Annotated in this window: 19 protein-coding genes; 8 read left to right on the top strand and 11 right to left on the bottom strand. The window is 73.2% G+C overall.

Features of this window, described 5'->3' with window-relative positions:
* Positions 1 to 269: 269 nt before the first annotated feature.
* Together LCN96_RS31735 and LCN96_RS31730 are read right to left on the bottom strand one after the other, a co-directional pair.
* Positions 270 to 1,124: an alpha/beta fold hydrolase gene (locus LCN96_RS31735; protein ID WP_225266096.1), complete on the bottom strand. Its 855-nt coding sequence runs from the start codon at positions 1,122 to 1,124 to the stop codon at positions 270 to 272.
* 268 nt (positions 1,125 to 1,392) lie between these two features.
* Complete coding sequence (locus LCN96_RS31730) at positions 1,393 to 2,391, bottom strand: DsbA family protein (RefSeq protein ID WP_225266095.1); 999 nt, start codon at positions 2,389 to 2,391, stop codon at positions 1,393 to 1,395.
* Between the two features lie 75 nt (positions 2,392 to 2,466).
* Between LCN96_RS31730 and LCN96_RS31725 the strand changes: the two genes are divergently transcribed.
* The 3 genes from LCN96_RS31725 to LCN96_RS31715 all read left to right on the top strand — a co-directional run bounded on the left by LCN96_RS31725 (position 2,467) and on the right by LCN96_RS31715 (position 5,060).
* The gene (locus LCN96_RS31725; RefSeq protein ID WP_225266094.1) at positions 2,467 to 3,039 is read left to right on the top strand and encodes a TetR/AcrR family transcriptional regulator; all 573 of its coding nucleotides are present in this window, start codon (positions 2,467 to 2,469) and stop codon (positions 3,037 to 3,039) included.
* A gap of 354 nt (positions 3,040 to 3,393) precedes the next feature.
* The gene (locus LCN96_RS31720; protein WP_225266093.1) at positions 3,394 to 4,371 is read left to right on the top strand and encodes a small ribosomal subunit Rsm22 family protein; all 978 of its coding nucleotides are present in this window, start codon (positions 3,394 to 3,396) and stop codon (positions 4,369 to 4,371) included.
* A gap of 77 nt (positions 4,372 to 4,448) precedes the next feature.
* Complete coding sequence (locus LCN96_RS31715) at positions 4,449 to 5,060, top strand: LysE family translocator (RefSeq protein ID WP_225266092.1); 612 nt, start codon at positions 4,449 to 4,451, stop codon at positions 5,058 to 5,060.
* 43 nt (positions 5,061 to 5,103) lie between these two features.
* Here LCN96_RS31715 and LCN96_RS31710 read toward each other — a convergent pair whose 3' ends face one another.
* Complete coding sequence (locus LCN96_RS31710) at positions 5,104 to 5,637, bottom strand: MarR family winged helix-turn-helix transcriptional regulator (protein ID WP_225266091.1); 534 nt, start codon at positions 5,635 to 5,637, stop codon at positions 5,104 to 5,106.
* 136 nt (positions 5,638 to 5,773) lie between these two features.
* Between LCN96_RS31710 and LCN96_RS31705 the strand changes: the two genes are divergently transcribed.
* From LCN96_RS31705 to LCN96_RS31690, 4 genes are read left to right on the top strand one after another with little or no spacing between them, the layout of a single operon-like run.
* Complete coding sequence (locus LCN96_RS31705; RefSeq protein WP_225266090.1) at positions 5,774 to 7,018, top strand: arginine deiminase; 1,245 nt, start codon at positions 5,774 to 5,776, stop codon at positions 7,016 to 7,018.
* A 14-nt stretch (positions 7,019 to 7,032) separates the two neighbouring features.
* Positions 7,033 to 7,785, top strand: coding sequence for a YqcI/YcgG family protein (locus LCN96_RS31700; protein WP_225266089.1), 753 nt, complete (start codon positions 7,033 to 7,035; stop codon positions 7,783 to 7,785).
* Positions 7,782 to 8,819 (top strand): GNAT family N-acetyltransferase, encoded by a 1,038-nt coding sequence (locus LCN96_RS31695; RefSeq protein ID WP_225266088.1) that lies wholly within the window; start codon positions 7,782 to 7,784, stop codon positions 8,817 to 8,819. The genes LCN96_RS31700 and LCN96_RS31695 overlap by 4 nt, the downstream gene beginning before the upstream one ends.
* Positions 8,816 to 10,060, top strand: coding sequence for an MFS transporter (locus tag LCN96_RS31690; protein WP_225266087.1), 1,245 nt, complete (start codon positions 8,816 to 8,818; stop codon positions 10,058 to 10,060). Before LCN96_RS31695 ends, LCN96_RS31690 begins: the two co-directional genes overlap by 4 nt.
* Positions 10,061 to 10,134: 74 nt before the next feature.
* Here the strand turns inward: LCN96_RS31690 and LCN96_RS31685 are convergent, their stop codons facing one another.
* The gene (locus LCN96_RS31685) at positions 10,135 to 10,983 is read right to left on the bottom strand and encodes a class I SAM-dependent methyltransferase (RefSeq protein WP_225266086.1); all 849 of its coding nucleotides are present in this window, start codon (positions 10,981 to 10,983) and stop codon (positions 10,135 to 10,137) included.
* 727 nt (positions 10,984 to 11,710) lie between these two features.
* On the opposite strand from LCN96_RS31685, the gene LCN96_RS31680 reads away from it, so the two are divergent.
* Positions 11,711 to 13,480, top strand: a complete 1,770-nt coding sequence (locus LCN96_RS31680; protein WP_225266085.1) for an ABC transporter ATP-binding protein — start codon at positions 11,711 to 11,713, stop codon at positions 13,478 to 13,480.
* Positions 13,481 to 13,630: 150 nt separating this feature from the next.
* Here LCN96_RS31680 and LCN96_RS31675 read toward each other — a convergent pair whose 3' ends face one another.
* From LCN96_RS31675 to LCN96_RS31645, 7 genes are all read right to left on the bottom strand, one after another.
* Positions 13,631 to 14,194, bottom strand: a complete 564-nt coding sequence (locus LCN96_RS31675) for a hemerythrin domain-containing protein (RefSeq protein WP_225266084.1) — start codon at positions 14,192 to 14,194, stop codon at positions 13,631 to 13,633.
* A gap of 37 nt (positions 14,195 to 14,231) precedes the next feature.
* Entirely contained in the window at positions 14,232 to 14,882 is a 651-nt protein-coding gene (locus LCN96_RS31670; RefSeq protein ID WP_225266083.1) for a hypothetical protein, read from the bottom strand.
* Entirely contained in the window at positions 14,879 to 15,574 is a 696-nt protein-coding gene (locus tag LCN96_RS31665) for an ATP-binding cassette domain-containing protein (protein ID WP_225266082.1), read from the bottom strand. The genes LCN96_RS31670 and LCN96_RS31665 overlap by 4 nt, the downstream gene beginning before the upstream one ends.
* 40 nt (positions 15,575 to 15,614) lie before the next feature.
* A complete protein-coding gene (locus LCN96_RS31660; RefSeq protein WP_225266081.1) occupies positions 15,615 to 16,100 on the bottom strand; it encodes a hypothetical protein in 486 nt (161 codons plus the stop codon).
* A complete protein-coding gene (locus LCN96_RS31655) occupies positions 16,097 to 16,621 on the bottom strand; it encodes an RNA polymerase sigma factor (protein ID WP_225266080.1) in 525 nt (174 codons plus the stop codon). Before LCN96_RS31655 ends, LCN96_RS31660 begins: the two co-directional genes overlap by 4 nt.
* Positions 16,622 to 16,965: 344 nt before the next feature.
* The gene (ilvA, locus tag LCN96_RS31650) at positions 16,966 to 18,216 is read right to left on the bottom strand and encodes a threonine ammonia-lyase IlvA (protein WP_225266079.1); all 1,251 of its coding nucleotides are present in this window, start codon (positions 18,214 to 18,216) and stop codon (positions 16,966 to 16,968) included.
* Positions 18,217 to 18,308: 92 nt separating this feature from the next.
* Entirely contained in the window at positions 18,309 to 19,493 is a 1,185-nt protein-coding gene (locus tag LCN96_RS31645; protein WP_225266078.1) for an acetate/propionate family kinase, read from the bottom strand.
* Positions 19,494 to 19,535 lie beyond the last annotated feature (42 nt).

Genomic DNA, 19,535 nt, shown 5'->3' with positions numbered 1-19,535 from the left:
GGTGAGGTCAAGGCGTGGTGGGGGCGTGGCCGGCCGGTTTGATGTGCCGGAGCGTGAGGGCAGCCGCGCTTGTTGAAGTGTGAGGGTGGCCAAGCATGCGGGAGTGTATGAGCAGCCAAGCATGCGGCAGTGTGCGGATTCTAAGCGCGAGGGACTGTGCGGCAGCCAAGCGCGAGGGACTGTGCGGCAGTTAGGCGGGCAGGAGTGCGTGGGCAGCCAGGCGTGCTGGGGGTGTCTCGCTGGGCTGACGTGCCCTGGTAGGTGATCGGTCAGGCGCCCAGGACCTCCCGGAGGAACGTCGTCAAGGCGTCGCTGACCTCCTTCGGGCGTTCCAAGGGTGGGAGGTGGCCGGTTTCGGGAAGGTCGAAGCGGCGCGCGCCCGGGATGCCCGACGCCAGCAGCCCGGACACCTCCTGGATGCCCGGCACGTCCGACAGCCCGTTGATCACCAGCGTGGGAGCGGTCACCTCGTGCAGGCGGGTGGCGGCGGGCGGGGTGAGGTGGCGTTCGGTGGACTTGGGGCCGGTCCAGGAGCGTTCGAACACCAGCCGGCACATCTCCACGGCCGCGTCCCACACCGGCTCGGGCAGCGCGTCGCGGCTTCGATCGGGGCCCGCGACCTGCCAGAGCGTGTGTGCCTCCGCCATCGCGCGCACGTCCGCCGGGTCCACCTCGCCGGCTGTCCCCGCACGGTAGTGCGCCAGGCGGTCGGGTGGCACCGAGGAGTGGACGCGTTCGGCGGCCTGCTCCAGCATCTCGCGCGGCCACTGGTGACCGGACAGGCCGGAGCAGATCAGGGCGAGTGCGGCAACCCGGTGGGGTGCGGCCAAGGCGGCCTCCACGGCGTACGCGCCGCCCATCGAGCAGCCCACCAGTGCGGCGCGGTCCACCCGCAGGGCGTCCATGAGGGCGAGCAGGTCCTCGTGGTGGCAGACGACGCCGTCGGCGTCGGAGGAACGGCCGTGGCCGCGCCAGTCGTAGCGGATCACGCGGTAACGCTCGGAGAGGGTGTTGAACTGGTGGTCCCACATGCGCATGTCGGCCACGCCCGCGTGCACGAGCACGACCGTGCCTGCTGGGGCTGGGGGGCTGGTCTCCTCGTATGCGATTCCGGGATCGTCCACGATCAGCACGTTAGTGGGGCGGGGGAGGTGCCGGGCTGATGTTCGCCCACAGCTCTCGCAGGGAGGGGGAAAGATCCCCGGGACGCTTCACAAGGCCGCCGTGCACGCGAGAGGTGCGGCGCCTGCGTGTGGCAAGGAGCGGCATGGTGCGACGTGGCCGTGCGAGGCGAGGCGCCGGCGCGCCGTCGAGACGCTTGCGCACCGTGAGGTGGCCGTGCACGGCGGGTGGCCGTGCACGGCAAGGTGGTGGCGCAGGGTCGGGTGACGGTCAGCTGGTCGCGTAGTCGGGGGTCATGACGGCGGCCAGGGTGAGGTGGGAGGCGGCCTCCTCATGGCGCCCCTGGCGCTGGAGGGTGCGGCCGAGCAGGTGGCGGGCGTAGGAGTCGTCCGGTGACTCGGCCACCAGGGACTCCAGCGCCGTACGCGCCCGGTTGAGCTGCGCCGAGGCGAAGTACGCCCGTGCCGCCAGCAGCCGCACACCGCGGTCGTCGCCGTGCTCGGCCATCAGAGGCCGTAGCAGGGTCAGCGCCCCGAGGGGGTCGCGCTGGTCGAGCAGCGACTCCGCATGGCGCAGCCGCTCCACTTCGGCGGGCAGGTGCCGGGGCGTGTGCCGTGCGGCGTCCTCCAGGAACTCGCGCAGCGTCTCCGGTGACTGCGCGCCCTCCAGCGCCAGCCCGTTCGCCACGATCGTCGGGGACGTGCGCACGCCCTTCGCCTTGCCGACGAGCAGCAACTCGCGCACCAGCTCGGCACCGGGCAGAGTCTCCAGGGTGGGCTCGCCGGTGTAGCCGGCCTCCTCCGCCAGGCCGGCCTCGGTGGCGATGGCGGTCAGCACGGCGAGGTCGCTGATGTCCTGGACGTCCACGAAATGGGCGCGCAGCACCCGCTCGACCACGCGGTCCTGCAACTCGGCGCCGCCGTGCTCGTACGCCAGCGCGATCAGCCGGTGCGCCTCCAGAGTCCCGGCCCGCCACCCGGAGCCCCACTGCTCGCCGAGCCCCTCGGCGGCGGCCACCTCGGCCACCCGCGCCCGGTTCTCGGCCGGGGACAGCCCGGGCGCGCAGGCACGCAGCGCCTCGTCGGCCATCGGGTCCCGCAGCAGATCGGACATGGGGACGGCGCGCGCGGGCGCCGACGGGTCGATCTGGTACGGCCGCCAGACGACCTCGATCGGCTCCCCCTCCCAGGAGGCCAGCGCCTTCTCCAGCCGGCGCTTCCCGATGTGAGCCCATCCGCAGATGACATCCGCCCAAATCTCCACTCTCATGCCGTCAAGATATGCGACAAATGTTGAATAGTCAACACATGTCGCATAAGCGATGTATGTCGTAGAGTGGAGGGCGTGAACTCGGACGATCCGCGCGCCCAGCGCACCCGTGCCCGGTTGAAGGCGGCCGTGCTGGAGCTGGCCCTGCAGCAGGAGCTCGGCACCATCACGATGTCCGCGCTGGCCAAACGGGCCGAGGTGAACCGGGCGACGGTCTACCTGCACTATTCCGATGTCGACTCACTGGTCACCGACGCCATGGAGGACACCGTGGCGGCCGTCGCCAGGGCCGCCGCCCTGTGTCCGCTCGACGCCCCGCGCGGCCGGGCGCCCGGGCCGCTGGTGGAGCTGTTCGAGCAGGTTGCCGCGAACGGGCAGCTGTATCGGCGCATGCTCGGACCCCATGGCAGTGCCCGCTTCGGTGCGCGGATGCGTGAGCGGCTGACGGCCGAGCTCGCGCGGCGCTTCGCCGACGGCCGGCGTCCGCCAGGGTGGGAGGACGTACCGGTGGGCATGCATGCCGCTTACCTGGCCGGGGCGCTGGTCGGGGTGATCGCGCACTGGGTGGCGGACGGGGGGTCCGCCGAGGAGGCGGCGCTGGCGTTCTGGAGGTTGTTCCGCACGGGCTGCCAGGCGGCTGCAGGGTGACGAACGCTGAAGGCGGCGCATGCCGAAGGGGGAAGTGATACCGACGACCACGCCGCATGGCCGATAATGTCCACGGTTGTCGTCACGCGTTCGATGGGGGTTCGTATGCGCCTCGCCAAGGTCAGTGCCACCGCTTCACGGCGAGGGCGTCTCACCCCTTGACCCGGCCCATTCCCCGGCCGGTCACCGCCGGGCCCGTGCCCGGCGGGCGAACTCTCCTCGCCTGAAGCGGTCGCTCGCGCGAGAACCGACCGTTTCCCCATGACTTCGAGGAGCCCCTTCGCGTGCCCTCATGCCCGCGCGCCACCGCGCCCGCAGCCACGTCTTCCCCCGCACTCACAGGACAACCCCGCCATGCTTCCCGATGACCTCAGAACCGCCCTCGACCAGGCACTGACCCGCTTCACCCCGCAGGAGCTGTCGGATTCGGTGACCCGGCTCACCGAGCGCTACCGCATTGCCGGCGTCTCCACCGGCGGCAACCACCTGCGCTCCCGCGCCGACATCGCCGCGTACGCCGCCTACCGCATGCCCGCCACGTACGCCGCCGCCGCCACCGCCATGCGCCGGGCGGCGGCCCTGACCCCCGGGTTCGAGCCACGCAGCCACCTCGACGCCGGAGGCGGGACCGGGGCGGCGATCTGGGCCGCCGCCGGGATCTGGCCGTCCATCGAGCGGATCACCGTCGTCGAGCACGACGCGCACATCATCGACCTGGGCCGCCGCCTGGCCCGCGGTGGCCCGGCGCCGCTGCGCGGGACGACGTGGCGGCAGGCGTCCGTCGCCGCGAGCCTCGACCGCCCCGCCGCCGACCTGGTGACCATGTCGTACGCCCTCGGCGAGCTGCCCGAGGCCGACCGCCCCGGCGTCGTCAAGTGGCTGGCCGAGGCGGCCACCATGGTGATCGTCATCGAGCCGGGAACCCCGGCGGGGCACGCCACCGTCGCCGCCGCCCGCGAGGTGCTCGCCGCCCAGGGCCGCACGATCGTCGCCCCCTGCCCGCACGACGGCGCCTGCCCGATCCAGCCGGGGCGCGACTGGTGTCACTTCTCCGTCCGCCTGCCCAGGACGTCCCTGCACCGCCGTATCAAGGCGGGCACGCTCAGCTTCGAGGACGAGAAGTTCTCCTACGTGGCCGCCGTCGCCGGCGCCTGGCCGCGTCCCGCCGCCCGCGTCCTGCGGCACCCGCAGAAACGCAAGGGCGTGGTCTCCCTGCGGCTGTGCACGGAGGGAGGCGGCCTGCGCGACGTGATCGTCTCCAAGCGGCAGGGCGAGCTCTACCGCCAGGCCCGCGACGTGGAGTGGGGCGACGCCTGGCCGCCCGCCGACTAAAACCAATCCGTATTGACATAGAAGGCGGAGGGTGGTTGGCTCCCGGGGGACATCAACCCCCGGGAGGGCTGCCCACCGTGAGCATCGAGTTCCTGCTGACCTCGCTCGTCATCGTCGTCACCCCCGGCACGGGCGTGCTCTACACGCTCGCCGCCGGGCTCACCCGCGGCGGCCGGGCCGGGGTCGTGGCCGCGTTCGGCTGCACGCTCGGCATCGTCCCGCACCTGGCGGCCGCCGTCACCGGCCTGGCCGCGCTCCTGCACGCCAGCGCCGTCGCCTTCCAGGTCATCAAGTACGCGGGCGTCGCGTACCTGCTCTACATGGCCTGGAACACCCTGCGCGAGCGTGGCGCGCTGAATGTCGAGGGAGAGGCGGAGCCGCGCTCCGCGCCGCGCGTGATCGGCGACGGCGTGCTGGTCAACCTGCTCAACCCCAAGCTGTCGATCTTCTTCTTCGCGTTCCTGCCGCAGTTCGTCAGCGCGGGGGAGCCGGCGGCGGTGCCCCGCATGCTGGAGCTGGGCGGCGTGTTCATGCTGCTGACGTTCGTGGTCTTCGCCGGGTACGGGCTGTGCGCCGCCGCCGTCAGGAACCAGGTGATCTCCCGGCCCAAGGTGCTGACCTGGATGCGGCGTGGCTTCGGCGCCGCCTTCGTGGCACTCGGGGCCAAGCTGGCGCTGACCGAGCGGTGAGCGGGTCTCCCGCCCGCTGACCGGGCGGTGAGCCACTGACCGGTCAGGTCTCCTGTGCGGTGGCCGCGCGGTGGGCCTCCAGCGTCGGGCACGGCACGCACACCCGGTGGTCGCACAGCCGGCAGGTGGTGCGCAGGCTGCGCCCGTCGCTGCCGTGGACGTGCAGGATCGTTTCCAGGATGCCGGACAGCTGCTCGCGCTGAAGCGCGCTGAGCGGCTCCAGCAGCGCGGCGAGCGCCTCCCGCCGGGCGTCGAGCACGTCGCCGACCACCTGCCGCCCCTCGGGCGTGAGCGACACCAGGACCCGGCGCCGGTCGCTCTCGTCGTCGCCGGCGTGCCGGGTCGCCCAGCCCGCTTCCTGCAGGCGGTTGACCAGCCGCGTGGTGCCCGAGTGGGTGAGGAACAGCGCCCTGCTCAGCTCGTCGACGAACAGGTCGCCGAACGTGGCGAGCGCGACGAGCCCCGCCGCCAGCGACTCCGACTTGCCGGGCAGCGCGGTCTGCCAGGCGCGGCGGACGGCGTCGTCGGCCACCAGTGCGCAGGCCCCGTAAAGGTTGACCGCTCGCTCCAGGCTCACTGTGCGAGTCTAACGACCTGGTCAGACAGCGACCAAGTCCGCGTCGATCGCGGAGCGACGTTAATGGCCCGGATTCGGCGGTATATGTGCTTGACGCACGCAAGCATCTTGCACCGCCGGCGCATCTGGAGCTGCCATGAGCCTTCACCGGGCGCACCCCACCCAGCCGGACACCGGGCGAATCCCTGGCGTCCGCTATCACCGCCGGCCCCACGTGGGGTCGGAGATCGGACGGCTCCGCCAGGTGCTGGTGCACCGCCCGGGCCGCGAGCTGGCGCGCCTGACGCCGGGCAACTGCCGCGAGCTGCTCTACGACGAGGTGCCCTGGCCGACGGGGGCTGGGCTGGAGCACGACGTGTTCACCGCCCGGCTGCGGGAGCACGGCGTGGACGTGGTCTACCTCACCGACCTGCTCGTGCCCGCCCTGACCGGGGAGGGCCGCGAGTGCGTGGTGGAGTCGCTGGCCGCGACCGGTGAGCACCGCACCGACAGGGCGCTGCGGGACTGGCTGTCCGGGCTGCGGGCGGCCGATCTCGCCGAGGTGCTGATCGCGGGCGTGCTGCCCGCCGAGCTGCCGGACGCCCCCGGCTGGCTGCGCCGCATCGCCGGGCCCGACTTCCTCGTCCCGCCGCTGCCGAACCTCGCCTTCGTCCGCGACTCCTCGGCCTGGATCCACGACCGGCTGTGCCTGACCCGCCTGCGCAGGCCCGCCCGGCAGGGGGAGCGGCGCGTGCTCTCCCTGGCGTACGCGGGCCTGCACAGCCTCTCCCAGGTGGACGGCTGGGCCGCCTGGCCCCTGCGCTACGGCGTGGAGGGCGGCGACATCCTGGTGCCGGGGAACGGGACCGTGCTCATCGGCGTCAGCGAGCGCAGCGGCTTCGCCGACGTGGCCGCCCTGGCCGAGCGGCTGCTGCGGGACGGGACGGCCCGCGACGTGGTGGTCTGCCCGCTGCCGCGCGAGCGCGCCACCATGCACCTGGACACCGTGCTCACGATGGTCGACGCCGACCGGTTCCTCGTCTTCAGCCACCTGGCCGGCCGCCTGACCGGCCATCGCCTGCGGCTGCGCGGCCAGGAGCTGGAGCCGGCCCAGGAAGGGCCGCTGCGCGACGTCCTGGCCGCCACGCTGGAGCGGCCCGCCCTGGAGTTCATCAGCCTGCCCGCCGACGCCCCGGCCGCCGAGCGCGAGCAGTGGGACGACGGCAACAACGTCCTGACGCTCGCCCCCGGCGTCGTGATCAGCTACGAGCGCAACGAGCGCAGCAACGAGCTGCTCGCCGGCCACGGGATCGAGGTCGTCACCGTGCCAGGGGCGGAGCTGGGCCGGGGCCGTGGCGGCCCCCGCTGCCTGTCCTGCCCCCTCATCCGCGAGCCCGCCTGACGAAGGAGCCTGCCATGGGCCGAACCCTTGCCGAACACCGCTCACGCCTGCTCACCAGGGAGGACCTGACGAGCGGCGCCTGCCAGGACTGGGTGACGGAGGCGTACGAGGAATACCGCGCCGTGATCAGCGACCCGGACTTCCCCTGCTACTTCGGCACCACCGCCGAGGCGCAGGGACACATCCGCTACACGTGGGTGGCCGGGGAGCAGGATCTCGGCGTGCTGGCGGCGACCCTGGCCGACTTCATCGCGCTCTCCCGCGCCCACCCGCGCCGCCGCCACCTGCTCATCGCGTTCTTCCCCGACACCGGGGCGGGCGACTTCGCCGCCCACGAGCGGCGCTTCTGGGAGACCCTGCGCCGGCTGCGCACGCAGGACCCCGAGCCGTGGCCCGCCGACATCCCCAGCGACCCCGACCATCCCGAGTGGGAGTTCTGCTTCGCCGGCGACCCCATGTTCGTCTTCCCCTGCATCCCCGCCTACCGCCGGCGCCGCAGCCGGCGCATGGGCGACCACTTCCTCATGTGCTTCCAGCCCAGAAGGGTGTTCTTCGGGACCAACCGCGACGACCCCGGCGGCGAGCGCATCCGGCAGCGGATCTACGACCGCGTGCGGCGCTGGGACGACGTCCCCCCGCACCCGCAGCTGGTCCAGCTCGCCTACGGCGACACCGAGATGCGCGAATGGAAGCAGTACGTGCTGCCGGACGTCAACGTCCCCCTCGCCGACCGCTGCCCGCTGCACCCGGACAGGGGGCCGTCGTGAACACGATCACGGAACCGGCCATGGACCTCGGCACGGTCTGCGGGCGCGTCTTCGCGTCCGAGAGCTGGCAGGACGCCTGGCTGGCCGGCCGGATGGAGCCGCCGGGCCCGCCGCCGGGCCACGTCCGGATGCGCGCCGGCGGGGTGCCGGTCACGCTGCAGCTCGTCACGCACTCGCCGCTGTGGCGCGGGTACGAGGGCGACGCCGGCCTGCCGCCCGTGTGGGACGGGCCGGTGGCCTACCTGTCCACCGTGTACGCCGTCGCCAACCCGCTCAACCAGGCGCCCGCGCCCGAGGCGTCGGGAACGGTGGCCGCGGCCCTGGACACGGCCGGGGAGTGGGGCGCCGAGGCGCTGGTCGTCACCAACCTGGAGCCCGGCCCGGCACTGGAGGCGCTGCCGCCCGCGGACGCCCTCGTCCGGCTCGACGCCACGTGCCGCCTCCGACTGACGGACGGCATGGACGGCTACCTCGAACGGCTGGCCACCGCCCACCGGGGCCGGCTGCGGCGCTACCACCGGCGCGGCGCCGAGGCGGGGCTGACCTACCACGACCGCGACGTCACCGAGGCCGGCCAGGTGCTGCCCGCCTTCGCCCGGCTCACCCGGCAGTCGGCCGAGCGGCACGGCACCCCGCCGCTCTACAGCGAGGCGGCGCTGCGGGCGCTGCTGGAGGTGCCGGGCAGCAGGGTGCTCAGCGCGGACCTCGACGGCCGGCCGGCCGCCGGGCTGCTGTCCTTCGAACGGGACGGCTGCCTGGTCCTGTGGGCCGCCGGCATCGACTACGCCCTGCTCAAGACCCACTACCCGTACTACTTCCTGATCTACGAGGCCATCGCGGCGGCCGCCGCCCGTGGCTGCCGGTGGGTCGACTTCGGGCGCGGCAACCTGGAGTTCAAGCAGCGCCTGGGCTTCCACGCCGTCGATCTGTGGAGCCCCGTGTACGTGCTCGCCCCCGGCCGCACGGCGCACTACGCCGGGCGCCTGGCGGAGATGCACCGCCGCATCGCCGACTTCCTGGGCAGACCCGGATGAGCGGCCGGGCCGGCGTGCGGTTACGGCTGGTGGCGCTGCTCGGCGCCGTCGGCGTGGCGAACGTGGCCTACACCGTGCTCATCCCGTTCGTCCCCACGCTCAACTCGGTGTTCCAGATGAGCGCGGTGCTCATCGGCGTGGCGTTCGCGGGCTTCGCCGCGACCAAGGCGCTCAGCCAGCCCCTCGGCGGCTGGCTCGTCGACCGGATCGGCGGCCGGACCATCGCGATCGTGGGGCTGGCCATCACCGCCCTGGCCACCGCCGCGCTGGCCGTGGCCACCACGTCCGCCCAGGTGGTGGCCTGCCGGTTCGTCTGGGGGATCGGCGAAGGGCTGGCCATGCCCGCCCTCTACCGGCTCACCGCCCAGCTCGGGAACGAGTCGGGCCACGGCTCGGACCGCACGCTGGGCTGGTTCGGGACGGCGGCGGTGGCCGGGATGACGGTGGGGCCCGGGCTCATCGCGGCACTGTCCGGGGTGATCGACTTCCGGTCCGCGTTCGCGGGCGGCGCGGTGCTGACGGTGCTCGCCACCGTCCTGGTGGCACTGGCCTTCCGCCGCACCGGGCGTCCCGACAGGAGTCCGGCGGGCGGGCCGGCCGCACCCGCCGCCGAGGGCGCGGAGCGGCTCGCGCGCCTGCCGCTGATCCCGCTCGTCCTCGTCCTGGGCGTGCTCGACCTGGCCAACAACGCGGTCTACGCCGCGCTGGAGCCGCTGTTCCCGCTGCACGGCACCGGGCCGCTGGGCGCGGGGGAGCGGGCGGTCTCGCTCAGCTTCTTCCTCGGCCTGGCCGTCTTCGCCGCCCTCTCCTGGGTGGGCGGCAGGGTCGTGCACCTGTCACGCGGCTTCCCGCTGGCCGCCGCGGTCTTCGCCGTGCAGGCGGCGGCCCTGGCGCTGGCCTGGGTGACCGGCTCGTACGGGGTGTTCACCGCGGCCTTCGTCGCGCTCATGGCCGTGCAGCCGCTGGTCTACGTCAACATGCGGGCGGTCATCGGCCGGCTCGGGGAGGGGCGTCAGGGATGGGCGTTCGGCTGGTTCGGGCTGGTCTCCGACCTCGGCTGGGTCGCCGGGCCGCTCTTGGCCACGGCCGCCTACCAGGTGCTGGGCGCGGGCAGCTTCGGGCTGCTCGCCGTGGTGGCCCTGGCGGCCTCGGCGCTGGGGGCGGCGGCCTTCCCGTGGCTGCGCGCGCCGTTCCGGCAGGACTCCGGCACGCCGCCGGTACAGGAACCCACCTCCGCCTGACCGCCTGTACGCAACGGGAACCGGGAGGACGGTCACCGTCCTCCCGGTCATCCGCGACTGCGACCGTCCGCCCCTCAGGCGGGCTTCACCGCCTCGGCCAGGATGTAGTACCCGAACCGGCTGAACGGAGGAGTCTCGTTCAACGCCGTCTCGAGCCGCTCGACGATCGAGTAGATGCCGGGGTCGGCCAGGATCTGGTCGGCCACCCACGCCGCGACCAGGCAGTTCCCGCGCAGCCTGGCGGGCCGCAGCCCGGCGTCGGAGAACAGCTCCTCCAGCTCCTCGGGGGAGAAGCTGAACCAGGGCGTCACCCGCTCCTCGCCGTCGCGGGTGCCGGTGAACACCAGGGTCTTGTTGTCGACGTCGGTGATGTCCACGGTCGCGAACCGGTCCGCCCGGGTGAGCTGCTCGAACGCGGCGTTCTTCACCCCGGTCAGGACGCGTCCGCCGGGCCGCAGCACCCGGGCGATCTCCGCGAACGCGGTCTGCCGCGCCTCGGGCGGGATGTGCATGAGCGCCAGCGTGCTGGTGACGACGTCGAAGCTGCCGTCGGCGTACGGCAGGTCGCACATGTCGCCCTGGTCGAACCGGATGCGCGCCCCCTCCTCCGCCGCCTTGCGCCGCGCGACGGACAACATCCCGTCGCAGATGTCCAGCCCCACGACGTCCCGCGCCAGCCCCGACAGCGGGATGGTGAGCCGCCCGGTGCCGCACCCGAGGTCGAGCACGGTGTCCTCGGGCCCGACGCGGCCGAGGATGAAGTCCAGCTCGGTGTCGATGAAGCGGCGGTCGGCGGCGGTGAGTCCGGGAATGCGGTCGTCGTACTCGGCGGAGATGAACTCGTAGACCTGCCTGATGGCTTCCTTTGTCTGCGTGGTCCTTTCTTCCTGGCCGTTGTACGAGCGGTGCGCGGTCTGAGTCATGTGCTGTTCTCTCCTGGTCTTGACAAATGCTGTTCGTAAGGGAATGAAGGGGCCGCGCGATAGGTGCGCGGAATCATTTGCTCGGGAAAGGTGAATGAAGGTTTCGCCATGCGCTTGAGCAGGCGAGAGTCGCGCCCTTCGGCGCGTGCGGAGGTCAGTGGAGGACTTCCGTGAAGGCGGGGCCGTTTATCGCGCGAGGGCTGGTAGGACCTCCTTTCGGAATGGTGAGCCCATTTCATACCCACGAATGTGTGATAAATCGTCGGGACGCGGAGATTTTTTGCGCCGAGCACTCGGCGCAGGTGAGCGCCAGAAGTGCGCGCCGGGTTTTACCTTTACTTCTTCACTTTCAGTGAGCGAAGTGCCGGGAAAAGCAATCGGGTGAAAATTCCGGTGATCGGCCGGCTCGGGGAGGGCGGGCAGGACCACCTGCCTGCGGTGACCGGCCGCATCCTGACCGCCGAGCCGGCCACCGCCTCCGGCGCGAAGCGCCACAAGGAGTACAGCTTCCCGTACGTACTCTCACCGGACGGCAGCACGGCGCAGGCACGGGTTCGCGATCGTCGGCTCTACGACCTGAACGGCGTCTTCCGGCGCGGCCTGGCCGACGCCAGGAGCGGGATCCGAACCGGCTGCCCGGTCCGTGTCGGCGGAAAAGCGTGTGATTGCATGATCCACGCCGCCACGTCAGCCACGCCCCTGCCATGGCGGCGAGAAAGGACACGCAGTGAAGCCCCCCTCCCACGTCTCCGCCCTGATCGACGGCGCCCATCCGGCCCGGTCCGTCGTCCGGCTGCTCGCGCGCCGGCCCGGCCGCATGTCGCTCGCGCTCCTGGCGTTCGCGTTCAAGGAGATCCCGCTCTGGTTCCTCCCGGTCATCACCGCCGCGATCATCGACGTCGTCGCCGACCGGGGGTCGCTGACCGCCGTCCTGTGGTGGTTCGCGCTCGCGGGCGTCCTGCTGTTGCAGAACTATCCGAACCACCTGCTCTACACGCGCAGTTTCATGACGGTCGTCCGCGACCTCGGCGCCGACCTGCGCAACGCGCTGGCCGCGCGGCTGCAGAGCCTGTCGATCGGCTATCACACGCGGATGAGCTCCTCGATCGTGCAGAACAAGGTCGTGCGCGACGTGGAGAACGTGGAGCTGATGCTCCAGCAGGTGACCCACCCGCTGCTGTCGGCGACCATGGTGCTCATCGGCGCGGTCTCGATGACGGCGATCGCCGTGCCGCAGTTCCTGCCCGTCTACGCGCTCACGGTCCCCATCGCGCTCATCCTGCGCACCGCGCTCGGCCGGCGGTCGCGCCGCCGCAACGAGGCGCTGCGCCGCGAGATGGAGGGGCTCGCCGCCCGGGTCGGCGAGATGGCGTCGCTGATCCCCGTCACCCGCGCGCACGGCCTGGAGCAGACCGCGGTCACGCGCGTCGCCTACGGCGCCGACGGCGTGCGCAGGGCCGGCCTGCACCTGGACATGCTGAACGGGCACGTCGCCTCCCTGTCCTGGGTCACGATGCAGCTCCTCGGGGTCGGCTGCCTGGTGCTGGCGGCGGTGTTCTCCCTCACCGGCCTGCTGCCGATCACCGCGGGCGAGGTGGTCCTGCTGTCCAGCTACTTCGCGCTCCTCACGCAGGGCCTCACCCAGCTGCTCCTGCTCATCCCGGTCGCGGCGCGGGGCGTGGAGTCGATCCGCTCGATCGCCGAGGTCATCCAGGAGCCGGACCTCGAGCAGAACGAGGGCAAGCGGGTCGTCGCCGCCGTGGACGGCGCCATCCGCCTCGACCGCGCCTGCCACCGCTACCCGGGAGCCGACGAGGACGCCCTGCACGGCATCGACCTCGACATCCCCTCGGGGACGACCGTCGCGTTCGTCGGCTCGTCCGGCTCGGGCAAGTCGACGCTGCTCAACCTGGTGCTCGGCTTCGTGCGGCCGACCGGCGGGCGCATCCTGCTCGACGGCGCCGACCTCCAGGAGCTCGACCTGCGGACCGTGCGCCGCTTCGTCTCGGTCGTGCCGCAGGAGTCCGTGCTGTTCGAGGGGACCATCCGGGAGAACATTGCGTACGGGCTGCCGGAGGTCCCCGACGAGCGCATCGCCCAGGCGCTGCGCGACGCGAACGCGTGGTCGTTCGTCCAGGACCAGCCGCAGGGCTGGGACACGGTGGTGGGGGAGCGGGGCGCGCGCCTGTCAGGCGGCCAGCGGCAACGGCTGGCCATCGCCCGCGCGCTCGTGCGCGATCCGCGCATCCTGCTGCTGGACGAGGCCACCTCCGCGCTGGATTCGGAGTCGGAGGAGCTGGTCAAGGACGCGCTGGCCCGCCTCATGCGGGGACGCACGACCCTGGTCGTGGCGCACCGGCTGTCCACCGTGCGCCAGGCCGACCTCATCGTCGTGCTCGACCGCGGGCGCGTCGTCGAGCGGGGCACGCACGACGAGCTGCTGGCGGCCGGCGGCCGGTACGCCCACCTCCACCTCACGCAGGCCGGGGCCGGCTGAGGCGCGCCCGCGGGCAGTGCCCGATCGCGGCGTGCTGAGCCGTCCACAGCCCCTCGCCCGCCCATCCGCAGATTCCGCACACGCCGGTCCCCCATCCCCGAGACCCGTGGTCGTGCCCGCCTTCAGGGAGATCGTCGGCCAGGCCCCATGTCAGGAGCGGGCCTTGGCCAAAGCCTTCTCCAGCTCGCGCTTGCTCATGCGGGAGCGCCCGGGGATGTCGGCCCTGCGCGCCCGCTCGTACAGCTCCGTCTTGGTGAGCTCGGGCCCGCCGGAGGCCGGGCGTGACCGTCTGGGGGCGGTCAGCGCGCGCAACTCCTGCTGCCGGCGGTGACGGAACGTCCTACCGAGCGCGCGCAGCTCGCGCTCGGTCGTCGTGCGGGCCAGCAGCGGCAGGAGCGTGCTCTCCTCCTCCTGCACGTGGTGGCTCACCGAGAGCGCCAGCAGCTCGTACGCGCCGGCGAACTCCGCGCTGCCCGGCTCGGCCCGCCTCAGGCTGTCGAGCAGCACCTCGGCCTCCTTGTGCTCCTCCAGGCCGTGATGGGCGTCGAGACGGGGATAGACCACGTCCTCCTCCGCGCGGGCGTGCGCGGTGAGCAGGGCGTGCAGGGTGGCCACGATGGACCGGGCGTCGCCCTTGCCGGTAGACAGCCTGGCGAAGAGCTCCTCCACCTTGCGGTGGTCGGCCTTGATGAGGGTGATGACGTCGTCTGCCATGGCCGCTCGCTACCCCGTTCCCGCGTCGCCAAGCCCGTCACGCGCGCCGCCGGACGGCCAGCAGGGCGGCGCCGGCCAGCAGCAGCGCGAGGAGGAGATGGCAGGCCGTCTCGACCCACTGCGTGGGCCAGAAGGGCAGGCCGGGCAGCCCCCTCAGCGCCCGGCCCGCGAGCTGGGTGAGCCCGGCCAGCAGGACGGACAGCGGCATGGCCAGGCGAGTGTGCCCGGTCACGGCGCCGAGCGCGACGCCGAGCAGCAGGGCGAACAGCACGCGGGCGAACAGGACAGGGCCGTGGCTCTCGTAGTACGGCCAGGCCATCGGATCGCCCCCGGCAGGAGGCAGCGCCCAGGCCAGCAGCGCGGACAGGACCGCCGCCGCTGCCAGCGCGCCGGCGACCGCCGTGGACAGGACCGCGGCGAGCCAGCGACCGCGTGTCCAGCTCTGGGTCCAGGCCAGCCGGTACGTGCCCGCCTCGAACTCCCGGGCCACCAGCGGCGCCCCCCACACCAGGCAGACCGCCCCCGGCAACAGGCCGGCCAGTTGCCTGGTGAGCCCGGACAGGCCCGGCTCCACGTGCTCCACCACGACGAGGACGCCGTACATCGCCACGACGGCGGCGATCGCGGCGGCCTGCGCACGCTGCCCGCGCCAGGCCACCCACAGCGGCCCCGTGACGGGCCCGGTCATCGCGGCGGCCCGGGGTTGCGCAGGTGGTCGAGCACGAGGTCCTCCATGGTCGTGGCGGGGTGACGGGCCAGCAGGCCGGCGCGGTCGCCGTACAGGCGGACGCGGCCGGCGCCGAGCAGGATCAGCTGGTCGCACACCTCGGCCAGGTCGGCGAGGAGGTGCGACGACAGCAGGAGGGTGGTGTCCAGGGCGCGCACCGCGTCCATCACCTCGATGCGCGCGAGCGGGTCCAGCTCGGCCAGCGGCTCGTCCAGCACCAGCAGGTCGGCCCGCTTGCCGACCGCCAGGGCGAGCGCCACCAGCGTGCGCTGGCCGCCGGACAGGTGGTCCGCCCGCTGGTCGAGGGGGATGTCGTGAGTGGACAGGAACGAGGCGGCGGCGGGCCCGTCCCAGCGCGGGTTGGTCGCGGCGCCGAAGCGCAGCAGGTCGGCCACGCTCCACCGGCGGTACAGCGGCTTGTCCTGCGCCACGAACGCCACCCTGGACACCTCCAGCGGGCGGCCGAAGACGCGCACCCGGCCGGTGGTGGGGGCCAGCAGGCCGGTCACCAGGTTCAGCAGCGTGGTCTTGCCCGCCCCGTTCGGGCCGACCAGCGCGCACCGGGCTCCGGCGGGCAGCTCGAACGTGGCCTCGCGCAGCGCCCAGCGCCTGCCGAACCGCTTGCCCAGTCCTTCCGCGTCCAGCGCGTTCATGCGCGCACCTCGCCGCCCGGCCCGCGGGCTCCGGGCGCGTTCACGATCGCTCCCCGCCGGTCAGCTCGCGCTTGCGGCGCAGCAGCTCGGCGCGGCGCGCGTGCGCCCGCACGACGAGCACCAGCGCCACCGCGACGAAGCCGCCCCCCACCGCCAGCGCGGCCCCCAGCCCGGCCCCGCGCTGCACCGAGACGACTGCCAGACCGGCGGCCGTGACCACCGACGCCCCCAGCGCGATCCAGCCCGCCACCACCCGATCGGTGGCGAACAACGGCACCCTGCGCGTCAGCAGCCACCCGCCGTATCCCGCCCAGGCCAGGCAGAACACCGCGAACAGGGCGAACGCCACCTGCGTACGGCCAGGCAACGGCCCCGGCTCGCTCCACCACAACGCACCCACGAACACCGCCCCGGCCACCCCCGCCAGCAACGCCGTCACGGCACGCACCCGCCGCCACGGCGACAACGACGGCTCCAGCCGCTCGACCAGCTCCCGCGCCGACAGGCGCGGCTCCTCCTCGTTCACGCCCGGTATCCCCTTTCCTCCAGGTGCTCGCGCAACATCCGGCGAGCCCGGTTGAGCCTGGACTTGACCGTCCCCGGCGGGACGGCGCAGATCTGCGCGCACTCCTCCACCGACAGGTCCTCCAGGTAGAACAGGACGAGGACCTCCCGCTCCAGCACCGGCAGCCCGGCCAGCGCGGCGACGAGCTCGGCCCGGTCCACCACGCTCTCGACCGGATCCTCCGCCGCCGCCTCGCCGGCCGTGCGGCTCTCGTCCGCCGCGGCGTACTCGTCACGCAGGCGATCGGCCACCGACCGGCGGGCGATCGTGAACAGCCAGGGCGCGAACCGGCTCGGCTCGCGCAGCCGGGGCAGGCCGCGGACCACGGCCAGCCAGATCTCCTGGGTCACGTCGTCGGCCCGGTCGGCGTCCAGCATGCGCCGCACGTACGTCCACACCGGCACCCGCCATCGGCCCACCAGCTCCGCCCAGGCGGCCCGCTCGCCCAGCTGGGCGCGGACCACGAGCAGCTCATCGGTCATCTCGTCCCTTCCGTCACCCTGCACAGTCGGGCGGGAGGCCGCTCAGGTTCACGATCACGGCAGTAATGCTCGCGTGATGGAAGCGGACTCGGCGGGGGCCCCGGCGTCGCGGCGGCTGGGAGGTGGCGGCGCCCGGCGCGGGTCCCGCCGTTCCCGGTGTCAGGATGGCCGGTTTCCGCGACCTCAGGCTCGACCGGGCGCTGCACCGGCCGCACGCCTGACGAGATCGCCGCCGACCCGCTGTGGACGGTCGACAGCGTGGCCTGGGCGCCGGCGCGCGCCGCGTCCACTCCGTGCTCGCGCCCGACGGCGCGGGCAAGACCGTGACCGCAGGGCCTGACGGCTCAGAGGATGAACGTGAAGAGCGGCGAGCCCGGCGGGATGCGGTCCACCGTGAGCGGGCTCGCCTTCATCCTGGACAGCAGGTCGTCGAGGTCGCCCGCCCGCTCCAGCTCGATGCCGACCAGCGCCGGGCCGGTCTCCCGGTTGTTCTTCTTGATGTACTCGAAGGCGATGATGTCCTGGCCCTCGCCCAGCACCTCGTCCAGGAAGTGGCGCAGGGCGCCGGGCCGCTGCGGGAAGGTCACCAGGAAGTAGTGCCGCAGCCCGATGTGCACGAGCGAGCGCTCCAGCACCTCGTTGTAGCGGCTGACGTCGTTGTTGCCGCCCGACACCACGCACACCACCGGCCCCGCCGGCGCGTAGGCGAGGACCTCGCGCGCGGCGGCCCCCGCGAGGGCTCCGGCGGGCTCGGCGATGATGCCGTCGGTCTGGTAGAGATCCAGCATCTCGGTGCACACGGCGCCCTCGTCGACCGCGACGACCTCGTCCACCAGATCCTCGACCAGCGGGAACGTGCTCTCGCCCACCGTGCCGACGGCGGCGCCGTCGACGAAGGTGTCGAGCTCGGGCAGGGGGAGGGGGCCGCCGTGGTCGAGGGCGGCGCGCATGCTGGCCGCGCCGGCGGGCTCGGCGCCGACGATGCGGGTGGCGGGGGAGTGCTCGCGCAGCCAGACGGCCACGCCGCTGATCAGGCCGCCGCCGCCGACCGGGACGACCACCGTGCCCGGCGCCTGGCCCGACTGCTCCAGGATCTCCAGGCCGACCGTGCCCTGCCCCGCCATCGTCCTGACGTCGTCGAACGGATGCACGTAGACCGCGCCGGTGCGCTCGCTGTCGGCGTGCGCGGCGCCGCTCGCCTCGTCGTAGGTGCCGCCGCCGACCACGATCTCCACCCGGTCGCCGCCGAGCGCCGCGATGCGCTCGCGCTTCTGCCGGGGCGTGGTGGACGGCACGTACACGCGGCCGCTGATCCCCAGCCGCGCGCAGGCGAACGCCACGCCCTGCCCGTGGTTGCCGGCGCTGGCGCAGACCACGCCGCGCCGCCGCTCCTCCTCGGTGAGCGAGGCGATCAGGTTGAACGCGCCGCGCACCTTGTAGGAGCGGCAGACCTGCGCGTCCTCGCGCTTGAGCAGCACCTGGCCGCCGAGCAGGCCGGACAGCCGCTCGTTCGGCTCCAGCGCGGTGCGGCGGACCACGGGGCGCAACCGTTCGGCCGCCTGGCTGATCATCGTGGCGGTGAGGCGGTTGCTCATGCGTTCTCCTGGCACGGCTGTGGTTCAGATCTTCGTCCCACGATAGCCGCGCTCAGGGGGTCACCGTGCCGTCTCCGGCGAAGCCGGGCAGGTCAGGAGGGGTCCGCGGTCAGCGTCGCGAGGGTCTGCCCGGCGATCTCCCCCTCCTCGTCGGTGGGGACGACCAGCACGGGCACCTCGGCGCCCGGGGGAGACACCGCACGCTCCTCACCCGAGGCCGCCGCGTTGAGCCCGGCGTCCACGGCGATGCCGAGCCGCTCCAGCCCCGCCAGCGACTCGGCCCGGGTGGCGGCGTCGTGCTCGCCCACCCCGCCGGTGAACACGATCGCGTCCACCCGGCCGAGCAGCGCGTAGTAGGCGCCGACGTACTTGCGGATGCGCCGCGTGTAGACGTCCAGGGCGAGCCGGGCCTCGTCGTCGTCGCGGGCGCGCACCTGGCGCATGTCGCTGGAGCCGGTCAGCGCGAGCAGGCCGCCCCGGTGGCTGAGCGCGTGCTCCACCTGCTCGGCGTCCAGGCCGTCCGAACGGGCGAGGTAACCGCCGACGGCCGGGTCCACGTCGCCGGAGCGGGTGCCCATGACCAGCCCTTCGAGCGGCGTCATGCCCATCGAGGTGTCGACGCTGCGCCCGCCGGAGATCGCGGTCGCGCTGGCGCCGTTGCCCAGGTGCAGCACGATCAGGTTGAGCTCGGCGAGGTCGCGGCCGAGCAGGGCGGCGGCGCGGCGGGAGACGTAGGCGTAAGAGGTGCCGTGGAAGCCGAAGCGCCGCACGCCCCGCTCCCGCCACTCGCGCGGCACCGCGTACGTGTACGCCTCCGGCGGCAGCGTCCGGTGGAACGCCGTGTCGAACACCGCCACCTGCGGCACCCCGGGGAACACCTCGCGGGCGAGCCGGATCCCGGTGAGGTTGACCGGGTTGTGCAGGGGCGCGAGCGGCGCCAGCTCCTCGATGGCGGCGATCACCTCGTCGTCGATGAGCACGGCCTCGGCGAACCGCTCGCCGCCGTGCACCACCCGATGCCCCACCGCGGTGGGCGCCAGCTTGGGCCCCGCCTCGGCGAACGCCTCCATCATCGCCTCCAGCCCCTCGTGGTGGCCGGGGAACGGGCGGTCGCGCACGTAGGGCGGGCCGTCGCCGGTGCGGTGCGTCAGCCGCCCCTGCTCCTGGCCGATGCGTTCGACGAGACCCTTGGCCGAGCGGGCTCGGGTGCGCGGGTCCACCAGTTCGTACTTGATGGAGGAGGATCCCGTGTTCAGGACGAGAATGTGGTCGGGCATGCCCATGAGCCTATTTCCGCCCGGGCCGAGAACAATGAGAGG

The sequence above is a fragment of the Nonomuraea gerenzanensis genome, from assembly GCF_020215645.1.
Classification (GTDB): Bacteria; Actinomycetota; Actinomycetes; order Streptosporangiales; family Streptosporangiaceae; genus Nonomuraea; species Nonomuraea gerenzanensis.
This window is presented reverse-complemented; position numbering and strand designations above follow the sequence as displayed.

What these genes read in the sequence shown, in the direction of transcription:
- LCN96_RS31645 (WP_225266078.1), bottom strand. Translation starts at nt 19,493, where the DNA reads ATGCCCGACCACATTCTCGTCCTGAACACGGGATCCTCCTCCATCAAG.
- LCN96_RS31685 (WP_225266086.1), bottom strand. Translation starts at nt 10,983, where the DNA reads ATGACTCAGACCGCGCACCGCTCGTACAACGGCCAGGAAGAAAGGACC.
- LCN96_RS31690 (WP_225266087.1), top strand. Translation starts at nt 8,816, where the DNA reads ATGAGCGGCCGGGCCGGCGTGCGGTTACGGCTGGTGGCGCTGCTCGGC.
- LCN96_RS31705 (WP_225266090.1), top strand. Translation starts at nt 5,774, where the DNA reads ATGAGCCTTCACCGGGCGCACCCCACCCAGCCGGACACCGGGCGAATC.
- LCN96_RS31700 (WP_225266089.1), top strand. Translation starts at nt 7,033, where the DNA reads ATGGGCCGAACCCTTGCCGAACACCGCTCACGCCTGCTCACCAGGGAG.
- LCN96_RS31670 (WP_225266083.1), bottom strand. Translation starts at nt 14,882, where the DNA reads ATGACCGGGCCCGTCACGGGGCCGCTGTGGGTGGCCTGGCGCGGGCAG.
- ilvA (WP_225266079.1), bottom strand. Translation starts at nt 18,216, where the DNA reads ATGAGCAACCGCCTCACCGCCACGATGATCAGCCAGGCGGCCGAACGG.
- LCN96_RS31655 (WP_225266080.1), bottom strand. Translation starts at nt 16,621, where the DNA reads ATGACCGATGAGCTGCTCGTGGTCCGCGCCCAGCTGGGCGAGCGGGCC.
- LCN96_RS31675 (WP_225266084.1), bottom strand. Translation starts at nt 14,194, where the DNA reads ATGGCAGACGACGTCATCACCCTCATCAAGGCCGACCACCGCAAGGTG.
- LCN96_RS31720 (WP_225266093.1), top strand. Translation starts at nt 3,394, where the DNA reads ATGCTTCCCGATGACCTCAGAACCGCCCTCGACCAGGCACTGACCCGC.
- LCN96_RS31730 (WP_225266095.1), bottom strand. Translation starts at nt 2,391, where the DNA reads ATGAGAGTGGAGATTTGGGCGGATGTCATCTGCGGATGGGCTCACATC.
- LCN96_RS31665 (WP_225266082.1), bottom strand. Translation starts at nt 15,574, where the DNA reads ATGAACGCGCTGGACGCGGAAGGACTGGGCAAGCGGTTCGGCAGGCGC.